General features: G+C 60.0%; 15 protein-coding genes and 3 pseudogenes. 6 read left to right on the plus strand and 12 right to left on the minus strand.

Features of this window, described 5'->3' with window-relative positions; translation table 11 throughout:
• Positions 1–67 precede the first annotated feature (67 nt).
• From ACQ4WM_RS04685 to ACQ4WM_RS04730, 10 genes and pseudogenes are all read right to left on the minus strand, one after another.
• Positions 68–349, minus strand: a pseudogene (locus ACQ4WM_RS04685) (ATP-binding protein); the annotation flags it as partial.
• Positions 283–776 (minus strand): annotated as a pseudogene (locus ACQ4WM_RS04690) (IS110 family RNA-guided transposase); the annotation flags it as partial. The pseudogenes ACQ4WM_RS04690 and ACQ4WM_RS04685, both read right to left, overlap by 67 nt.
• Positions 777–851: 75 nt before the next feature.
• Positions 852–2,156 (minus strand): citrate synthase, encoded by a 1,305-nt coding sequence (gene gltA, locus ACQ4WM_RS04695; protein WP_436545522.1) that lies wholly within the window; start codon positions 2,154–2,156, stop codon positions 852–854.
• A 121-nt stretch (positions 2,157–2,277) separates the two neighbouring features.
• Positions 2,278–2,559: an FAD assembly factor SdhE gene (locus ACQ4WM_RS04700; RefSeq protein ID WP_436545523.1), complete on the minus strand. Its 282-nt coding sequence runs from the start codon at positions 2,557–2,559 to the stop codon at positions 2,278–2,280.
• A 125-nt stretch (positions 2,560–2,684) separates the two neighbouring features.
• The gene (locus ACQ4WM_RS04705; protein ID WP_436545524.1) at positions 2,685–3,395 is read right to left on the minus strand and encodes a succinate dehydrogenase iron-sulfur subunit; all 711 of its coding nucleotides are present in this window, start codon (positions 3,393–3,395) and stop codon (positions 2,685–2,687) included.
• Between the two features lie 9 nt (positions 3,396–3,404).
• Positions 3,405–5,186, minus strand: coding sequence for a succinate dehydrogenase flavoprotein subunit (gene sdhA, locus ACQ4WM_RS04710; protein WP_436545525.1), 1,782 nt, complete (start codon positions 5,184–5,186; stop codon positions 3,405–3,407).
• Between the two features lie 2 nt (positions 5,187–5,188).
• On the minus strand, positions 5,189–5,554 hold the full coding sequence (gene sdhD / locus ACQ4WM_RS04715; RefSeq protein WP_436545526.1) for a succinate dehydrogenase, hydrophobic membrane anchor protein: 366 nt from the start codon (positions 5,552–5,554) through the stop codon (positions 5,189–5,191).
• A 2-nt stretch (positions 5,555–5,556) separates the two neighbouring features.
• On the minus strand, positions 5,557–5,979 hold the full coding sequence (gene sdhC, locus ACQ4WM_RS04720; protein WP_436545527.1) for a succinate dehydrogenase, cytochrome b556 subunit: 423 nt from the start codon (positions 5,977–5,979) through the stop codon (positions 5,557–5,559).
• Between the two features lie 84 nt (positions 5,980–6,063).
• Positions 6,064–6,309, minus strand: a complete 246-nt coding sequence (locus ACQ4WM_RS04725; protein ID WP_436545528.1) for a hypothetical protein — start codon at positions 6,307–6,309, stop codon at positions 6,064–6,066.
• Entirely contained in the window at positions 6,296–7,162 is an 867-nt protein-coding gene (locus tag ACQ4WM_RS04730; RefSeq protein ID WP_436545529.1) for a GntR family transcriptional regulator, read from the minus strand. The genes ACQ4WM_RS04725 and ACQ4WM_RS04730 overlap by 14 nt, the downstream gene beginning before the upstream one ends.
• A 303-nt stretch (positions 7,163–7,465) precedes the next feature.
• Between ACQ4WM_RS04730 and ACQ4WM_RS04735 the strand changes: the two genes are divergently transcribed.
• The 5 genes and pseudogenes from ACQ4WM_RS04735 to ACQ4WM_RS04755 all read left to right on the plus strand — a co-directional run bounded on the left by ACQ4WM_RS04735 (position 7,466) and on the right by ACQ4WM_RS04755 (position 14,631).
• A complete protein-coding gene (locus ACQ4WM_RS04735) occupies positions 7,466–8,455 on the plus strand; it encodes a malate dehydrogenase (protein ID WP_436545530.1) in 990 nt (329 codons plus the stop codon).
• Positions 8,456–8,574: 119 nt separating this feature from the next.
• Positions 8,575–9,573: an HpcH/HpaI aldolase/citrate lyase family protein gene (locus ACQ4WM_RS04740; protein WP_436545531.1), complete on the plus strand. Its 999-nt coding sequence runs from the start codon at positions 8,575–8,577 to the stop codon at positions 9,571–9,573.
• Positions 9,574–9,586: 13 nt separating this feature from the next.
• Positions 9,587–10,114 (plus strand): annotated as a pseudogene (locus tag ACQ4WM_RS04745) (hypothetical protein); the annotation flags it as partial.
• Positions 10,115–10,433: 319 nt separating this feature from the next.
• Complete coding sequence (gene acnA / locus ACQ4WM_RS04750) at positions 10,434–13,154, plus strand: aconitate hydratase AcnA (protein ID WP_436545532.1); 2,721 nt, start codon at positions 10,434–10,436, stop codon at positions 13,152–13,154.
• Between the two features lie 223 nt (positions 13,155–13,377).
• Positions 13,378–14,631: a DUF2863 family protein gene (locus ACQ4WM_RS04755; protein WP_436545533.1), complete on the plus strand. Its 1,254-nt coding sequence runs from the start codon at positions 13,378–13,380 to the stop codon at positions 14,629–14,631.
• A gap of 63 nt (positions 14,632–14,694) precedes the next feature.
• Here ACQ4WM_RS04755 and ACQ4WM_RS04760 read toward each other — a convergent pair whose 3' ends face one another.
• Positions 14,695–15,159 carry a CYTH domain-containing protein gene (locus ACQ4WM_RS04760; RefSeq protein WP_436545534.1) on the minus strand — a complete coding sequence of 155 codons (465 nt, stop codon included), beginning with the start codon at positions 15,157–15,159 and terminating at the stop codon, positions 14,695–14,697.
• Between the two features lie 10 nt (positions 15,160–15,169).
• Complete coding sequence (locus ACQ4WM_RS04765) at positions 15,170–16,291, minus strand: M14 family metallopeptidase (RefSeq protein WP_436545535.1); 1,122 nt, start codon at positions 16,289–16,291, stop codon at positions 15,170–15,172.
• A 310-nt stretch (positions 16,292–16,601) separates the two neighbouring features.
• Between ACQ4WM_RS04765 and ACQ4WM_RS04770 the strand changes: the two genes are divergently transcribed.
• Complete coding sequence (locus tag ACQ4WM_RS04770; protein WP_436545536.1) at positions 16,602–17,258, plus strand: TetR/AcrR family transcriptional regulator; 657 nt, start codon at positions 16,602–16,604, stop codon at positions 17,256–17,258.
• The last annotated feature ends 10 nt before the right edge of the window (positions 17,259–17,268 follow it).

Genomic DNA, 17,268 nt, shown 5'->3' on the forward strand with positions numbered 1-17,268 from the left:
GAACGAATTCCCCTTCCGCCTTCGCGCTTTATTTAATGACATAAACGATTTAGTTCATTATCCATTTTTACGCACTTTCATTCTCTCCAGCGGCGTTCGGATCGGCCTTGTCCGCTTTGCGCTTCTGTTCCCGCGCCTTGATCCCCTCGGCCGCCATGCTGCTGTGCTGGAAGTTGTACGACTCGTTTCCGGTCTCCACGATGTGGCAATGGTGGGTCAGCCGGTCCAGCAGCGCCGTGGTCATCTTGGCGTCGCCAAACACGTTCGACCATTCGGCGAAACTCAAGTTAGTGGTGATGATGACGCTGGTGTGCTCGTACAGTTTCGACAGCAAGTGAAACAGCAAAGCGCAGGGTTCTGTCGCATTAGCGCCCATACGATCCGTGCATTCTTGTTGGCCAACGCAACTGTTGCTACATTCTTATTGCGGCGACCCATCAACGTTCGTAGCCATTCATGCCCTTGAGTTGTTCTCAGCGTGACGGACTACTGATCTGGCGCCGTGAATGAGCAAAGTGCGCAAGTAGCAATCGCCACGCTTACTAATTCCCAGCAGATTCGATTTGCCCCCGGTTGAATGTTGGCGCGGAACGAGCCCCAGCCAAGCGGCCAGTTGGCGACCACTTTCGAAATTGCGTGCGTTGCTAATCGATGCAACCAATGCGCTGGCCGTGATCGGAGCAATACCCGGTATTTTCTCCCAGCTTAAGGCTCAATGCGCTAGCGCGGTGCCATGCCTGGATCTGCTGCTCCAGTTCGCGAACGTGGCGATCGAGCGTAGGCGGCCAATTGCACCATAAAAAAAAGCGAACCCGCAGGCTCGCTTTTTTGCTTGCTACATCCGCATGATATTAAGCGCGCTGATCCAGCGGCTTGACTTCACGCGTGGTCGAACCGACGAACAATTGACGCGGACGGCCGATTTTTTGTTCCGGGTCGGCGATCATTTCGTTCCATTGTGCAATCCAGCCGATCGTACGGGCCATGGCAAAGATACCGGTGAACAGCGATACCGGGATGCCCAGTGCGGACTGCACGATGCCCGAGTAGAAGTCGACGTTCGGGTACAGTTTGCGCGAAACGAAGTAGTCGTCGTTCAGTGCAATCTTTTCCAGTTCCATCGCCAGCTTGAACAGCGGGTCGTCCTGCAGGCCCAGTTCGGCCAGCACTTCGTAGCAGGTTTCACGCATCAGCTTGGCGCGCGGGTCGAAGTTCTTGTACACGCGGTGGCCAAAGCCCATCAGCTTGACGCCAGAGTTCTTGTCCTTGACTTGCTCGATGAAGGCAGGGATGTTCTCGACGGTGCCGATTTCCTTGAGCATGTTCAGTGCTGCTTCGTTGGCGCCGCCGTGGGCAGGGCCCCACAGGCAGGCGATACCGGCAGCGATACAGGCGAACGGGTTGGCACCCGACGAACCGGCCAGGCGGACGGTCGAGGTCGAAGCGTTCTGTTCGTGGTCTGCGTGCAGGATCAGGATGCGGTCCAGGGCGCGTACCAGCACGTCGTTGACCTTGTAATCTTCGCACGGGTTGGCAAACATCATGTGCATGAAGTTGGCGCTGTACGACAGGTCGTTGCGTGGGTAGGTGAACGGCTGGCCGATCGAGTACTTGTAGGTCATCGCGACCAGGGTCGGCATCTTGGCGATCAGGCGGATGGCCGACACTTCGCGGTGGCGCGGATTGTTGATGTCCAGCGAATCATGGTAGAACGAGGCCAGCGCGCCGACGGTGCCGACCAGGATCGACATCGGATGCGCGTCGCGGCGGAAGCCACGGAAGAAAAATTGCATTTGCTCGTGCACCATGGTGTGCTTGGTGACGGTGTCGACGAACTTGGCTTTCTGTTCCGCGTTCGGCAGTTCGCCATTCAGCAGCAAGTAGCACGATTCCATGAAGTCGGCGTTGACGGCCAACTGTTCGATCGGGTAACCGCGGTACAGCAGTTCGCCCTTGTCGCCGTCGATGTAGGTGATCGACGAATTGCACGAGGCGGTCGACATAAAGCCTGGGTCGTAGGTGAACTTGCCGCTACCGGCGTACAGCTTGCGGATGTCGATGACGTCCGGGCCGACAGTGCCTTTGTAGATCGGAAATTCAAGCGATGGGCTGCCATCGGAGAACGACAGGGTAGCTTTTGTGTCAGAGGTATTCATGGGCTCTTCCTTCTCGGGAGTGAGTCGAAATTAAAATCAAAAATTCTGGCTGCAATTCGCTTCGCATCGTACAAAGCTACAGCGCGCCACTCGCACCGTTTGCAAACTATCGCCCAGGCGGCTAGGCAATGCGCAGTCGTTGCAGCAGTGCGCGCACATGCGGCAGATCGACTTCGCCTTCCGGCTCTTTACGGGCCAGTACCAGATCCATTAACGCATTGTCCGACAAATCGAGCAAACGCGTCAGCGCGTCGACTTCTTCGTCGGTCAATCCGGTTTCATGCGCATCGAGAAAACGTGTCAGGATAATATCGTTTTCCAGCAGACCACGGCGCGCGCGCCAGCGCAGGCGGGAGCGGTTGGCCGGGTCGGCCTGATGCGGGGACAAAATTGATTCTGTCATTGGTTTTACCATCTTGCGCGTGCCGTCGGAAACGGCACGGTACTGCTTTGCCGGCGCCACCCGGCAGGACAAGGGCCACTCCCCTGCCCTGCCTGGGCCGCGCCGGCGGGATACGTTCTGAACGGTCAGATCGCGCGGCGTACCATCAGTTCCTTGATCTTGCCGATCGCCTTGTTCGGATTCAACCCTTTCGGGCAGACGTCGACGCAGTTCATGATCGAATGGCAGCGGAACAAGCGGTACGGGTCTTCCAGGTTGTCCAGGCGCGCGCCGGTCGCTTCATCGCGCGAATCGGCGATGAAACGGTAGGCTTGCAACAGGCCGGCTGGCCCCACGAATTTGTCCGGATTCCACCAGAACGACGGGCACGAGGTCGAGCAGCAAGCGCACAGGATGCACTCGTACAGGCCATCGAGCTCTTCGCGCTGTTCCGGTGTTTGCAGACGCTCTTTTTCAGGCGGGATCGAGTCGTTGATCAGGAACGGCTTGATCGAATCGTACTGCTTGAAAAATTGCGTCATGTCGACGATCAGGTCGCGGATCACCGGCAGGCCTGGCAGCGGACGCAGCACGATAGGCTCGGTCAGCTCGTTCAGGTTGGTGGTGCAGGCCAGGCCGTTCTTGCCATTGATGTTCATCGCGTCCGAACCGCACACGCCTTCGCGGCACGAGCGGCGCAGGGCCAGCGAGTCATCGACGTCCGCCTTGATGCGCTGCAGTGCGTCGAGCAGCATCTTGTCGGTGTCTTTCAATTCGACCGTGACGTCCTGCATGTACGGCTTGGCGTCCTGGTCCGGATCGTAACGGTAAATTTTCAGTTTGAGAGTGCGTGCCATGGTATAGCCTTAGAAAGTACGTGGTTTCGGTTTGAAGGTATCTACCGTCAGCGGCTTGGTCACGACCGGCTTGTAGTCCAGTCGGTTGCCTTCCGAATACCACAGAGTGTGCTTCATCCAGTTGTCGTCGTCGCGGGTCGGGTGATCGTCCTGGGCGTGGGCGCCGCGCGATTCCTTGCGCGCCGCTGCCGAGATCATGGTCGCTTTTGCCGTTTCGATCAGGTTGTCCAGTTCCAGCGCTTCCACTCGGGCGGTGTTGAACACCTTCGATTTGTCCTTGAAGGAAACGTGCTTGCGACGCTCGTCGAGCTTCAGGATTTCTTCGACGCCCTTGTTCAGCATCTCGTCGGTACGGAACACGCCGCAGTATTTTTGCATGGTGGCGCGAATGTCGTTCGCCACGCCCTGCACGGTTTCCGTGCCGGTCGAGTTTTCCAGGCGCGCCAGGCGGCTCATTGCCAGCTCGGCTGCATCGGCTGGCAATGGCTTGTTTTCCTTGCCTTTCAAGCCGCTGTTGACGATATGGTTGCCGGCCGCGCGGCCGAACACCACCAGGTCGAGCAGCGAGTTGGTGCCCAGGCGGTTGGCGCCGTGCACCGAAACGCAGGCGCATTCGCCGATTGCATACAGGCCGTTGACCACTTTGGCCGACTTCTCCGGGCCGGTCGGGGTGACCACCTGGCCGTGGATATTGGTCGGAATGCCGCCCATCTGGTAGTGAATCGTCGGTACCACAGGAATCGGTTCCTTGGTGGCGTCGACGTTGGCGAACTTGTGGCCGATTTCCAGGATCGACGGCAGGCGCTTGGCGATGGTATCGGCGCCGATATGGCGCAGGTCCAGCATCACGTGATCCTTGTTCGGACCGCAGCCGCGACCTTCCTTGATTTCCTGGTCCATCGAACGCGACACGAAGTCACGTGGCGCCAGGTCTTTCAGGGTAGGCGCATAACGCTCCATGAAGCGCTCGCCTTCCGAGTTGATCAGGATGCCGCCTTCGCCGCGCACGCCTTCGGTGATCAGCACGCCTGCGCCGGCCACGCCGGTCGGGTGGAACTGCCAGAATTCCATGTCCTGCAGTGGCAGGCCGGCACGTGCCGCCATGCCCATGCCGTCGCCGGTGTTAATGAAGGCATTGGTCGAGGCGGCAAAGATACGGCCCGCACCGCCGGTGGCCAGCACCGTGGTTTTCGCTTCCAGGATCATGCATTCGCCGGTTTCCATTTCCAGCGCAACGACACCGATCACGTCGCCTTCGGCGTCACGGATCAGGTCCAGCGCCATCCATTCGACGAAGAAGTGGGTACGTGCGCGCACATTGCGCTGGTACAGCGTGTGCAGCAGGGCGTGGCCGGTACGGTCGGCTGCCGCGCAGGCGCGCTGCACCGGCTTTTCGCCGAAGTGGGCCGTGTGGCCGCCGAACGGACGCTGGTAAATCGTGCCGTCCGGGTTGCGGTCGAACGGCATGCCGAAGTGTTCCAGTTCGTACACGACTTTTGGTGCTTCACGGCACATGAATTCGATGGCATCCTGGTCGCCCAGATAGTCGCCACCCTTGACGGTGTCGAACATGTGCCAGAACCAGTTGTCTTCGGCCATATTGCCGAGCGAGGCGCCGATGCCGCCCTGCGCTGCCACGGTGTGCGAGCGGGTCGGGAAAACTTTCGACAGGACCGCGACGTTCAGGCCGGCTTCAGCCAGCTGCAACGACGCGCGCATGCCGGAACCGCCGGCGCCAACGATTACCGCATCAAAGCGGCGGGTAGGAATTGCAGATTTATATGCTGCCACGATTACACACTCCAGAGTATCTGTACCGTCCAGCCGGCACAAGCGATCAGCCACAGCATGGTGGCAATTTGCAGGGTCAGACGGAGGCCAGCGCTTTTCACGTAGTCCATCCAGATGTCGCGTACGCCGACCCATGCGTGGTAAAACAGCGCCAGGAACGTCACCAGGCTGAATAATTTGAACCATTGCTGAGCGAACAGACCAGCCCAGCCTTCATAGCTGAAGTTTTGTGCGGTCAGGAAAGAGATCAGCAGGATGGCGACATAGGCCACCATGACGATGGCGGTGACGCGTTGCGCCAGCCAATCGCGCAAGCCGTAGTGAGCACCGACGACGAGGCGTTTCGGTCCGATGTTATTGTCTGCCATGTTTAAAATACTCCAAACAGTTTCAAAGCGACCAATGCGGTCAGTATCAGGCTGATGACCAGCACCGACGAGGCGGTCTTGCGTGCCGGTTGTTTTTCGATAGCGACGTGCACATCCATGAACAGGTGGCGGATACCAGCGCAGAAGTGGTGCAGGAAAGCCCATACCAGGCCCAGCGTGATCAGCTTGACGAACCAGTGCGATGCGATGCCCTGGAAGTAAGAGTAGGACATTTCGGAACGCAGGCTCAGTTCCAGCATGTACAGGATGCACGGCAGCAGGGCGAACATGATGAAGCCGCTGATACGATGCAGGATCGAGACGATGGCGCCGACCGCCATGCGGTAGTTCGACAACTCGGTAACATGGATGTTACGGAATTGCGGCCGTTCTTTTTTTGGTACTTCTTTTACGGCTTCAGACATAACAAAAACCTCCCCTTTGAACTGAACTAAATATTGGAAGCCGCGATTTTCGCCGATTTTCGCAGGCCCTACCAATATGTATTGTTACACATAACCAAAATGGTTTTTTACTACACGATACCGCGCTACTTTCCGTAGTTCACGTAATTTAATTACAGAAACGCTGGCAAAAAACGACCCGCCGATGGCATACGCCTGGCGGGCCGCGCTTTGCCTGCGATTTCTGCTGTCTCCGGCACCTGCTTTCGCAAGCGCTTTTCCAACGATGCACGTCAGCTTGTCTGCTTGTTCGGGCGCCGGCTGGCGCCCCGCAGCTTCAGCTGAGTTCATTCTGATAATGGTGGCGGCTGGTCAGGTACAGGCCGCGGCGCAATTCTACCGGCTTGTCGCCATACGTGAATGACACGCGCTCGGAACTGAGCATCGGCGTGCCCGGCGCGACGCCCAGCAGCTGGGCAGCGTCTTCGTCGGCGCACACGGCGCGGATCTGCTCGGACGCGCGTATCATGCGCGTGCCGAATTCGGTTTCAAACAGGCCATACATCGGTCCCTTGTATTCCACCAGGCGTTCAAACGTCAGGCCCTTGAAGATCTGCCCCGGCAGCCACAGTTCCTCGACGATAGTCGCCACACCGTCGAAATACTGCACTCGCTTGATAAAGATGACTGCGTCGCCCGATTTCAGTTCCATCAGGCGCGCCACGTCGGCCGGCGCACGCACGCGCTTGACTTCGATGAACTTGCTTTCGGGATAATGCGGCACACCTTCGTCCGGCACCAGGCGCAGGAAGCGGAAATGTGCGCGCGCCTCGTGGTGGGTCGACACAAACGTGCCCTTGCCCTGGCGGCGCATGACAAGGTTTTCGGCTGCCAGCTCATCGATTGCCTTGCGCACGGTGCCCTGGCTGACCTTGAAACGGCCGGCCAGTTCGACTTCGCTGGGGATCAGCTCGCCCGGCTTCCACTCGCCCGACTGCAGGCTTTGGGTGATCAAAGCCTTGATCTGCTGGTACAGGGGGCTGAAGGTGGGCGAAGCCACAGCAGCGGGGGTGGGGGTCGGCGCGGCAGCCGTCAAAGCGGCAGTGGCAGGAGGATTGGGCGTGGCCGGTGCGTCCGCAGTCGGACCGATTGCCTCGCTTGCAGCAGTGGCATGGTTGGTCAGATTGGACGAGGCGGAATTCATAGTGCGACATTTCAACACAAATCACTCTCCGCGTCCAGTAAAACCCCTGCAGTTATCTGTCTTATATAAGACATAAGATAGGATTGACAGAAGCAAATCGGAGGCCTACACTGCCCCGATAAACTGATGATTTCATCCCGGCGCGTTGCTGGTCAGCCACTCTGGCCTGTAGCAGCGCGGGCGCAATGGCGCACACCACTGGCAATTCGGTGGCACCAGCCGGTTTTGGTATCATTACAGTTTTCCGAACAAGCGTAAGCCCAGCTTCCAGCCCGTTTTCCTTCCCATTTTTGGAGATTCATCATGGCAAAAACCCCTATGCGTGTTGCAGTAACCGGCGCCGCCGGCCAGATCGGCTACGCCCTGTTGTTCCGCATCGCCAATGGCGACATGCTCGGCAAGGACCAGCCTGTTATCTTGCAATTGCTTGAAATCGCGGACGAAAAAGCCCAGAAGGCGCTCAAGGGCGTGATGATGGAAATCGACGATTGCGCCTTCCCGCTGCTGACGGAAATGACCGCCCACTCCGACCCGATGACCGCCTTCAAGGATGTCGATGTGGCCGTACTGGTTGGCGCCCGTCCACGCGGCCCAGGCATGGAACGCAAGGACCTGCTGGAAGCCAATGCGCAGATCTTCACGGTGCAAGGCAAGGCGCTCGACGCCGTCGCTTCGCGCAATGTGAAAGTACTGGTGGTCGGCAACCCGGCCAACACCAATGCCTACATCGCCATGAAATCGGCGCCATCGCTGCCAGCGAAAAACTTCACCGCCATGCTGCGCCTGGACCACAACCGCGCGCTGTCGCAAGTCGCTGCCAAGACCGGCACCGCCGTGAAAGACATCGAGAAGCTGACCGTGTGGGGCAATCACTCGCCAACCATGTATGCTGACTACCGTTTTGCCACCGTCGGCGGCAAGGCCGTGAAAGACCTGATCAACGACCAGGAATGGAACGCCAACACCTTCCTGCCGACCGTCGGCAAGCGCGGTGCAGCGATTATCGAAGCACGCGGCCTGTCGTCGGCAGCGTCGGCAGCGAACGCCGCCATCGACCACATCCATGACTGGATACTGGGCACCAATGGCAAATGGACCACCATGGGCGTACCGTCCGACGGTTCGTATGGCATTCCTGAAGGCACCGTGTTCGGTTTCCCTGTGACCACGGAAAACGGCGAATACACCATCGTTCAAGGCCTGGAAATCGATGCATTCTCGCAAGAGCGCATCAACCTGACCCTGAAAGAGCTGACCGAAGAGCGCGAAGGCGTGAAACACCTGCTCGCTTAAGTAAAGTGCAGTTCAGGCGGCGCGGTGTACACTGCGTCGCACGCCACAAGGCCGCACCGCGCATGTCGCGGCGCGGCCGTTTTATCAAGCAGTTTTCATCAGCAGAGATGCCTTAACGCATGCACCCCTCCGAGGTTTTATTCCAAGGCAAACGCCAGCCGCTGTTGCTCGCCGCTTGCGACCACTACGCCGGCTCCGAAAAGCTGATGCGTAAATCGATTGCTTTGCAACAAGAGCTTGGTCCTTTGTTCGACATCACCTTCGATTGCGAAGACGGCGCCAGCGCCGGCAATGAGGAAGCCCACGCGCAGATGGTGGCCGAACTGCTGGCCAGCGATGGCAACCAGTTCAACCGCATCGGCGTGCGCGTGCACGACGTCGACAGTCCGTTTTTCGCGCGCGACGTGGAAATCGTCTGCGCCGCTGCCCAGCGCATCGCGTATATCGCCGTGCCCAAGGTCAACGGCGTGCAGGACGCCATGCTGGCGATCGACCTGATCAACCTGCACGCGCGCCGCGCCGGCCGCGACAACCTGCCGGTGCACATCCTGATCGAGACTCACGGCGCGCTGCGCGACGCGTATGCGATCGCCGCTCTGCCCCAGGTCGAATGCCTGTCGTTCGGCATCATGGATTTTGTCTCGTCCCACTACGGCGCCGTGCCCGCTGCTGCCATGCGCACGCCCGGCCAGTTCACGCATCCGCTGGTGGTGCGCGCCAAGCTGGAAGTGGCAGCCGCCTGCCACGCCCACGGCAAGGTGCCGTCGCACAATGTAACCACCGACGTGCGCGATTCGGCAGTGGTGGCAAATGACGCCCAGCGCGCGACAGCCGAATTCGGCTACACGCGCATGTGGAGCATCCACCCCGACCAGATCAAGCCCATTATCAAGGCCTTCACGCCCCGCCTGTCCGAGGTGAATGAAGCGAGCAATATCCTCAACGAGGCGCTGCGCGCCAATTGGGGACCGATCGCGCAGAATGGCCGCTTGCATGACCGCGCCAGCTACCGATATTATTGGACCGTTTTGCAACGCGCCAAGCTGGCGGGCCTGGGCCTGCCCGAGGCGGCTGCTGCATTACTGAATCCGCCCACGACCAGCACTACCGAAAACTGACAGGAATACCACGATGTCCCTCTCCAAATTAGCCCTGGCCTGCAGCGTCGCGCTGGGCGCCATGACGCTGGCCCTGGCGCCGGCCAGCTACGCTGCCACCGATACCAAGACACCGGCCAAAGCCAAAACCGCCAAAGCCAAAACCGCCAAAGCCGCGAAGACTGCCAAAGGCAAGGCAAAAGCGCCGGAAAAGGCCGAGAAACCGGTCGCCATGCCGGCCGAACCGAACGAGGAAACCGACGAGCCCGATACCGCCGGTTCGTCCACCACCCAATTCAATTGCGAACTTGGCAACAAGATTACCATCTACAGCAATGCCACCGATGACTCGCATATCGCCTTGCGCTGGCAAAAGCGACTGCATAGGCTGAGCCGTGTTGGCACCACTACCGGCGCCCACCGTTTTGAAAACCGCTTCTACGGTCTGATCTGGATCGGTATCCCGGCCAAAGGCATGCTGCTCGATTCCAAGCAGAACCGCCAGCTGGCCAATGAATGCAAGGATGCCGAGCAGGCCAAACCGATAGTGGCGACCGAGGCGCCGGTGTCGCTGGGCGTCGTCAAGCCTGCTGCTGCGGCTAATGCAGGCGTGACGACCGAGGCGCCGGTATCGCTGGGCGCCATCAAGCCTGCTGCTGCGGCTGATGCAGGCGTGACGACCGAGGCGCCGGTATCGCTGGGCGTCGTCAAGCCTGCTGCTGCGGCTGATGCAGGCGTGACGACCGAGGCGCCGGTATCGCTGGGCGCCATCAAGCCTGCTGCTGCGGCTGATGCAGGCAGCAAGGAGTTCCCTCGGGAACCTGGTGATGTTTTGCACCCTGAATAATCAATGATACGACGACACCCAACAAGGAGAGGCCATGCCCAGTAACACTTTGAATACGCTCAAGGACTTTACGATTTCAGCCAGCAAAAAGGGACAGTTCTACTCCCTGCCCGCACTGGAGAAAAGCCTGGGCATTAATGTCTCGCGCCTGCCGGTGTCGATCCGCATCGTGCTCGAATCGGTGCTGCGCAACTGCGACGGCAAGAAGGTCACCGAAGAACACGTCAGGCAACTGGCGAACTGGGGCCCGACCGCCGAACGCACCGACGAGATCCCGTTCGTGGTGGCGCGCGTGGTGCTGCAAGACTTTACCGGCGTGCCGCTGCTGGCCGACCTGGCCGCGATGCGCAACGTGGCCGCCAAGATGGGTATCAATGCCAAGAAGATCGAGCCGCTGGTGCCGGTCGACCTGGTGGTGGACCACTCGGTGACCATCGATCATTACCGCGAGAAGAAAGCGCTGGACCTGAACATGAAACTGGAATTTTCGCGCAATAACGAGCGCTACCAGTTCATGAAATGGGGCATGCAGGCTTTCGACACCTTCGGCGTGGTGCCGCCGGGCTTCGGCATCGTGCACCAGGTCAACCTCGAATACCTGGCGCGCGGCGTGCACAGCACCGGCAAGAAAGCCGGCGACGTGTACTACCCTGACACCCTGGTCGGCACCGATTCGCACACCACCATGATCAATGGCATCGGCGTGGTCGGCTGGGGCGTGGGCGGCATCGAGGCAGAAGCCGGCATGCTCGGCCAGCCAGTGTACTTCCTGACCCCGGACGTGATCGGCGTGAACCTGTCGGGCGCGCTGCGCGAAGGCTGCACCGCCACCGACCTGGTGCTGACCATTACCGAACTGCTGCGCAAAGAAAAAGTCGTCGGCAAGTTCGTCGAGTTCTTTGGCGAAGGCACCGAGTCCCTGACCCTGACCGACCGCGCCACGATCGCCAACATGGCGCCGGAATACGGCGCCACCATGGGCTTCTTCCCGGTCGACGACGCCACCATCGATTACTTCAAGGGCACCGGCCGCAGCAAGGCTGAAATCGACGCCTTCCAGAGCTACTTCAAGGCGCAGAACCTGTACGGCGTGCCAAAAGCGGGCGAGATCGACTACACACGCGTGGTGGAACTGGACCTGGCATCGGTGGCCCCATCGCTGGCCGGCCCGAAACGCCCGCAAGACCGTATCGAAATCGGCAACGTGAAAGCCAACTTCGCCGAGCTGTTCGCCAAGCCGACCACCGAAAACGGCTTTAACAAGAACCCTGCCGACCTCGCTGCCGTATACGAAACCACCAACGGCGTGAAAGTGTCGAACGGCGACGTGCTGATCGCCGCGATCACCTCGTGCACCAACACCTCGAACCCGAGCGTGATGCTGGCCGCCGGCCTGCTGGCGAAAAAAGCCGTCGAAGCGGGCCTGAAAGTAGCGCCGCACATCAAGACGTCGCTGGCGCCCGGCTCGCGCGTCGTGACCGAATACCTGACCGCCGCCGGCCTGCTGCCCTACCTGGAAAAACTGGGCTTCGGCGTAACGGCCTACGGCTGCACCACCTGTATCGGCAATGCCGGCGACCTGACGCCGGAACTGAACGCGGCCATCACCACGCACGACATCGTCGCTTCGGCCGTGTTGTCGGGCAACCGCAACTTCGAAGCCCGTATCCACCCGAACATCCGTTCGAACTTCCTCGCTTCGCCACCGCTGGTAGTGGCCTACGCCATCGCCGGCAACATGACGCGCGACCTGATGACCGAACCGGTTGGCAAGGGCAAGGGCGGCAAGGACGTTTACCTCGGCGATATCTGGCCGACCTCGGCTGAAGTGTCGGCCATGATGAAGTTCGCCATGAACGCCAGGGTATTCAAGGACAACTACGCCGACGTCAAGGGCGCGCCAGGCAAGTTGTGGGAGAAAGTCACGACCGTGTCCGGCCAGGTCTACAACTGGCCGAAATCGACGTATATCGCGGAACCACCGTTCTTCGACAATTTTTCGATGACGCCACCGGCCGTGGCCACCGGAATCGAAGGTGCGCGTGCACTGGGCGTGTTCGGCGACTCGATCACCACCGACCATATCTCGCCAGCCGGTTCGATCCAGGAAAACGGCCCGGCCGGCAAATGGCTGAAGGAAAACGGCGTGTTGAAGGCGGACTTCAACTCCTACGGCTCGCGTCGCGGCAACCATGAAATCATGATGCGCGGCACTTTTGCCAACGTGCGCATCAAGAACCGCATGATACCTGCCAAGGCAGACGGCTCGGCGGTCGAAGGCGGCATCACGATCCACCAGCCGTCCGGCGAACAGATGTCGATCTACGACGCGGCCATGAAGTATGTGGCCGAAGGCACGCCGACCATGGTGTTCGGCGGCGAAGAGTACGGTACCGGCTCGTCGCGCGACTGGGCGGCCAAGGGCACCCAGCTGCTGGGCGTGAAAGCCGTGATCACCCGCTCGTTCGAACGCATCCACCGCTCGAACCTGGTCGGCATGGGCGTGTTGCCGCTGCAATTCATCGGCGACGACAGCGTGCAGACGCTGGGCATCACCGGCAATGAAACGTTCGACCTGAAAGGCCTGGAAGGCGAGATCAAGCCACAGCAACTGGCAACGCTGGTGATCCACCGCGCCGACGGCACATCGAAGGAAGTGGCGGTGCTGCTGCGTATCGACACCCCGATCGAAGTCGATTACTACAAGCATGGCGGCATCCTGCCATTCGTGCTGCGCCAGCTGCTGGCCGAGTAAGCGATCAGCTGTAGCGTCGTGAGCAAAAACGCCGGTTCCGACCGGCGTTTTTTTTGCGCTATTTTCCCGGTTCAGGCTTGAAATTGCCGCAAGCGCCATGATCTGCATTCTGCTTGTGCATCCGTGTGGCCATATCCTCTACAATACGGTTATAAGGGTTCGTCATTGCGAAGTTGACTTTGCCTGATCCATTTTTTTCACTTTCCGAGACTCTTATTCCGCTATGCGTCGTCCTTCCAAAGATTCATCCCATAAACTGACTGCCGACAGCCAGCGCCTGGTCACCTTTGCCCAGGCGGTCGTCCAGGCAGCGAGCCGTCTCGAAGAGCGGTCCTGGGAACACAGCCTGGATACGCAGCTCCAGAAGTTACTCAAGACCGGTCATCAGGACACCATCGACAATACGCTTGGCAACCTGTTCAAGGAAGACCTGAACGCCTACGACGTACTGATGGACAGCGTCGAAGCCGTCAGCGAAAGCACGGTCATCGTGCATGAAGACGTGCGCTATGATGCGCTGCTGGTGGCCGTGCCTATCCTCGCCTGGACGCGTTTTTCGATCGCCTCCGGCAGCATCGCTGCCGAAGCGCACGGCGTGCTGTCGGCGCATTTCTCCGCCCACCTGCTGGCCGACGATACGAAAATGGCCATGGCGCCTACCTTGTATTCGATCGACCAGTTGCCGCGCAGCCATGTTGAAACCTACGCCAAGACGCAAAAGCTGGCGCAGGCGGCGCTGAAAGGCTCGACCCTCAAGCCGTCAGGCAAAGAAGCGGAAACGGCGCCCTTCCTGGCCGACACGCGCTACCTGCTGGTGGCAGTCGTGGCGCCAGCAGGCAGCCCGCTGTTCCGCTGGCAAATGCCGGCCGCGCAGAATGACTTTATCGTCGAGCGCAGCGCTGCGCTCGATCAGTGGCGGGTGCAGGCCACGCCGACGATCGCCCGGCTGTTGCCCGGCTGCGGCCTGGAACTGCTGCTGCCGGAAGCGTATTACGTGGCCTGCCGCGAAGCAGACAAACTGATCCGCCCGGTCTCGGTGCGCGCCGCCGTGCACTACCTGACGCACACGCTGGCCATCGAACCGTCGGAACTGCGCGCCGTGATCGCCGGCTTCGGCGAAGAGTCCATCGATGGACAGGTCGACGAATACCGCATCGCGTTTACCCTGCGCCAGGCGCCGGAAGTGATCTACGGCATCGTCTGGCCGTTGTACGGCCAGGAAGACGAGGACGGCACGCCGATCGAAGGCCTGATCCAGGTCGGCATCGGCGCGCTCGACAAGCAGAAAACGCCGGTCGAGGAAATCATCGAGCACCTCAATGAAGCCGGCATCGTGCAGGTCAAGCGCCATGCCGAGCGCTATGTTGCCGAATATTGCGACGACTGCGGCGCACCGCTGTTTGCCGACCCGGTCGGCGAGCTGGCACACGCGGAAATGCCGGAAGATACGCCGCAAGGCAGCGAGCACTTCCATTAATTGATGCAGACGTAAAAAAGGCGGAACCCCGGTTCCGCCTTTTTTACGTTCAATCCACCAACATCACCACTGCGAATACGGATGGCGTATCAGGTTGGCGTTGTAGTAACGCGCATCATCGGACACTTCTTCGCCGATCCAGTCGGGCTTGTCGAACGGCTGGTCTGCCGAGTGCAGCTCGATCTCGGCAACCACCAAGCCCGCATTCGCCCCCAGGAACTCGTCGACTTCCCATACCATGCCGGCATACATGATGCGGCGCCGGTATTTCTCGATCAAAGGCTGCTCGCACAGGCCGTCGAGCAGTTCGCTGGCGTCGGCCAGCGGAATCGGATACTCCCATTCGCCACGGCTGTTGCCCACGTTCGGGCCCTTGATGGTCAGCATGGCGTGGTTTCCCTCGATGCGCACGCGCACCACGCGTTCGCGCGTCGACGACAGATAGCCCTGGCGCAGCAGTTCCGGCTCGGCCAGGTCGCGCCAGCCGTCATTGGCGAGCAGGAATTTACGTTCGATCTCGACGCCCATGATCACCTCCTCAATCGAGCGATAGCAGGATGGGCTGCAGCATGGCTGCGCCCAGTGCCGCACTGCGCGCGCCGTTCCAGCCGACGAGAGGGTCGGGCAGGTCGGCATTTTCCTTGAACGGCATTTCCAGCGTCAGCGCCAGGCAACCGAAATGGTGGCCGATGTATTTCGAGGCCAGGGTCAGCATGTCGGACTTGTATTTGCTGGCGGCGTAGCCGAATTTGTCCTGGAAATCGGGACTGGCCTGCTTGTAGCGCTCGATGAAGGCCTTCTGGTGCGCGGCCTGCTCCGGCGTGAAGTTTTCCAGCATCTCGTTGCCGGCCACAAAGTTGTACGGCAGCGCTTCATCGCCATGGATGTCGAAAAACATGTCGACACCGGTTTCGTGGATCTTGTTTTTCACACACAGCACTTCCGGGCTGGACTCGAGTGACGGCGTCATCCATTCGCGGTTCAGGTTGGCGCCGGCCGCATTGGTGCGCAGGTTGCCGCGGATCGAGCCGTCCGGATTCATGTTCGGCACGATGTGGAACACGGCGCGCGCAAGCAACTTGCGCGCGATCGGGTTGGCGTTGTCCAGCAGGGAATCGATCAGCCCTTCGACAAACCATTCGGCCATCGATTCACCCGGGTGCTGGCGCGCGATGATCCAGATTTTCTTTTCTGCCTGCGGGTCGCCGATGGTCACCAGGTTCATGTCGCGGCCATCGACCGTGCTGCCCAGGTCGGACACGCGCACCAGAGGATGTTCGGCCACTTCGCCCAGCAGGCGCAGATGGCGCTCCCACGAATACGGCTCGAAGTAGGCGTAATACACGCTGTCGAGTTCCGGCGTGTGCGTGATCGTCATGACCTGGCCGTCGAAGCTGGTGGGCACGCGGAACCAGTTTTCGCTGTCGTAGCTGGCCACGGCCTGGTAGCCTTCATAGCCGGCCGGATAGGTCGCCTGGCCGGCGTTCAGGAAGCGCAGGGTGCAGGCCTGGCCACGCGCGCCTTGCAGGCGGAAATGGAACCACTGGTGGATGTCGGCGTGGCTGTCCTTGCGCAACTTCAGGTCGATGGCGCCGGCACTGGCGGCGTTCACCACCTCGATGGCGCCGGAGTCGAAGTTCTGGCTGATTTTAATGGTCATGTAACGATCCTGTAGAGATATAAAGGCGTTGTCAGTGCCACGGCGCGGTCTGCTGGAGCGCGCCGCAACGGCAAAACCGCAGTGTAAGCGATCCCGCCATTTTCCGCCCTTTGCCCTTGTTCGCAAAGCCTGGCCGGCGATTTTTTGCACCATTTGGTGGCATTGTTGGCAAACTGCGCGGCTGAGCCACGAAAAAACGGCCCGTGCTGAAGTCAAGCGCATAAAAAAATGATTTGTAACAAGTCTGGAAACATTCCAGGCCCCTGCCGCCCCCTATAATTCTTTTTTTTTGTGACCATCAAGAAAGAGTGTGGACAAGAAGTCAAGCAATATCCAGGAAAGAAAACTGCGTGAAGCACAGGCACGCCGCGAACATATCATCGCCGTGGTCAAGGACCTCATCAAGAAAGGCGGCGCGCGCGCCGTGTCGATCCGCAAGGTGGCGGAAGCGGCCGGCTTTTCGACCACCGTGGTGTACGCCCTGTTCCGCGACAAGGCCACCCTGATTGGCCAGGCCATGGACAAGGATATGCTGGCATTGTTGCAGGCCATGCGCAGTGCCAGCGAGGCCGGCACCAGCGCATGGGAACGCATTGCTCTGATGGGACGTGCGTATGTAGCGTACGGCCTGCGCCACCGCGACGAATACGCGCTGATGTTCATGGAGCAGCGGCCACATGCTGCCATCGACGCGGTCGAAGTGGAACACGGCAATATCGAGCAGGACCCCTACGCCTATGCGCTGCACCTGTTCGGCGAACTGGCGCGCAGCGGCCAGGTAGGCGAGGGCGAGGCGGCGCTGCACACGATGACGCAGATCTTCTGGCAGGCGCTGCACGGCATGGTGTCGCTGCGCATCGTGATGGACGATAGCGACCCGTGGACGCCGCACATGGAACCCGGCAGCCATCTGGACGACCTGCTGGCGGTGGTGACCGAAGGCATACGGCTGCGCTTTGCACCCTGAATGCAAAAAA

Source organism: Janthinobacterium longum, assembly GCF_051380735.1.
In the GTDB taxonomy this organism is placed as follows: domain Bacteria; phylum Pseudomonadota; class Gammaproteobacteria; order Burkholderiales; family Burkholderiaceae_D; genus Janthinobacterium.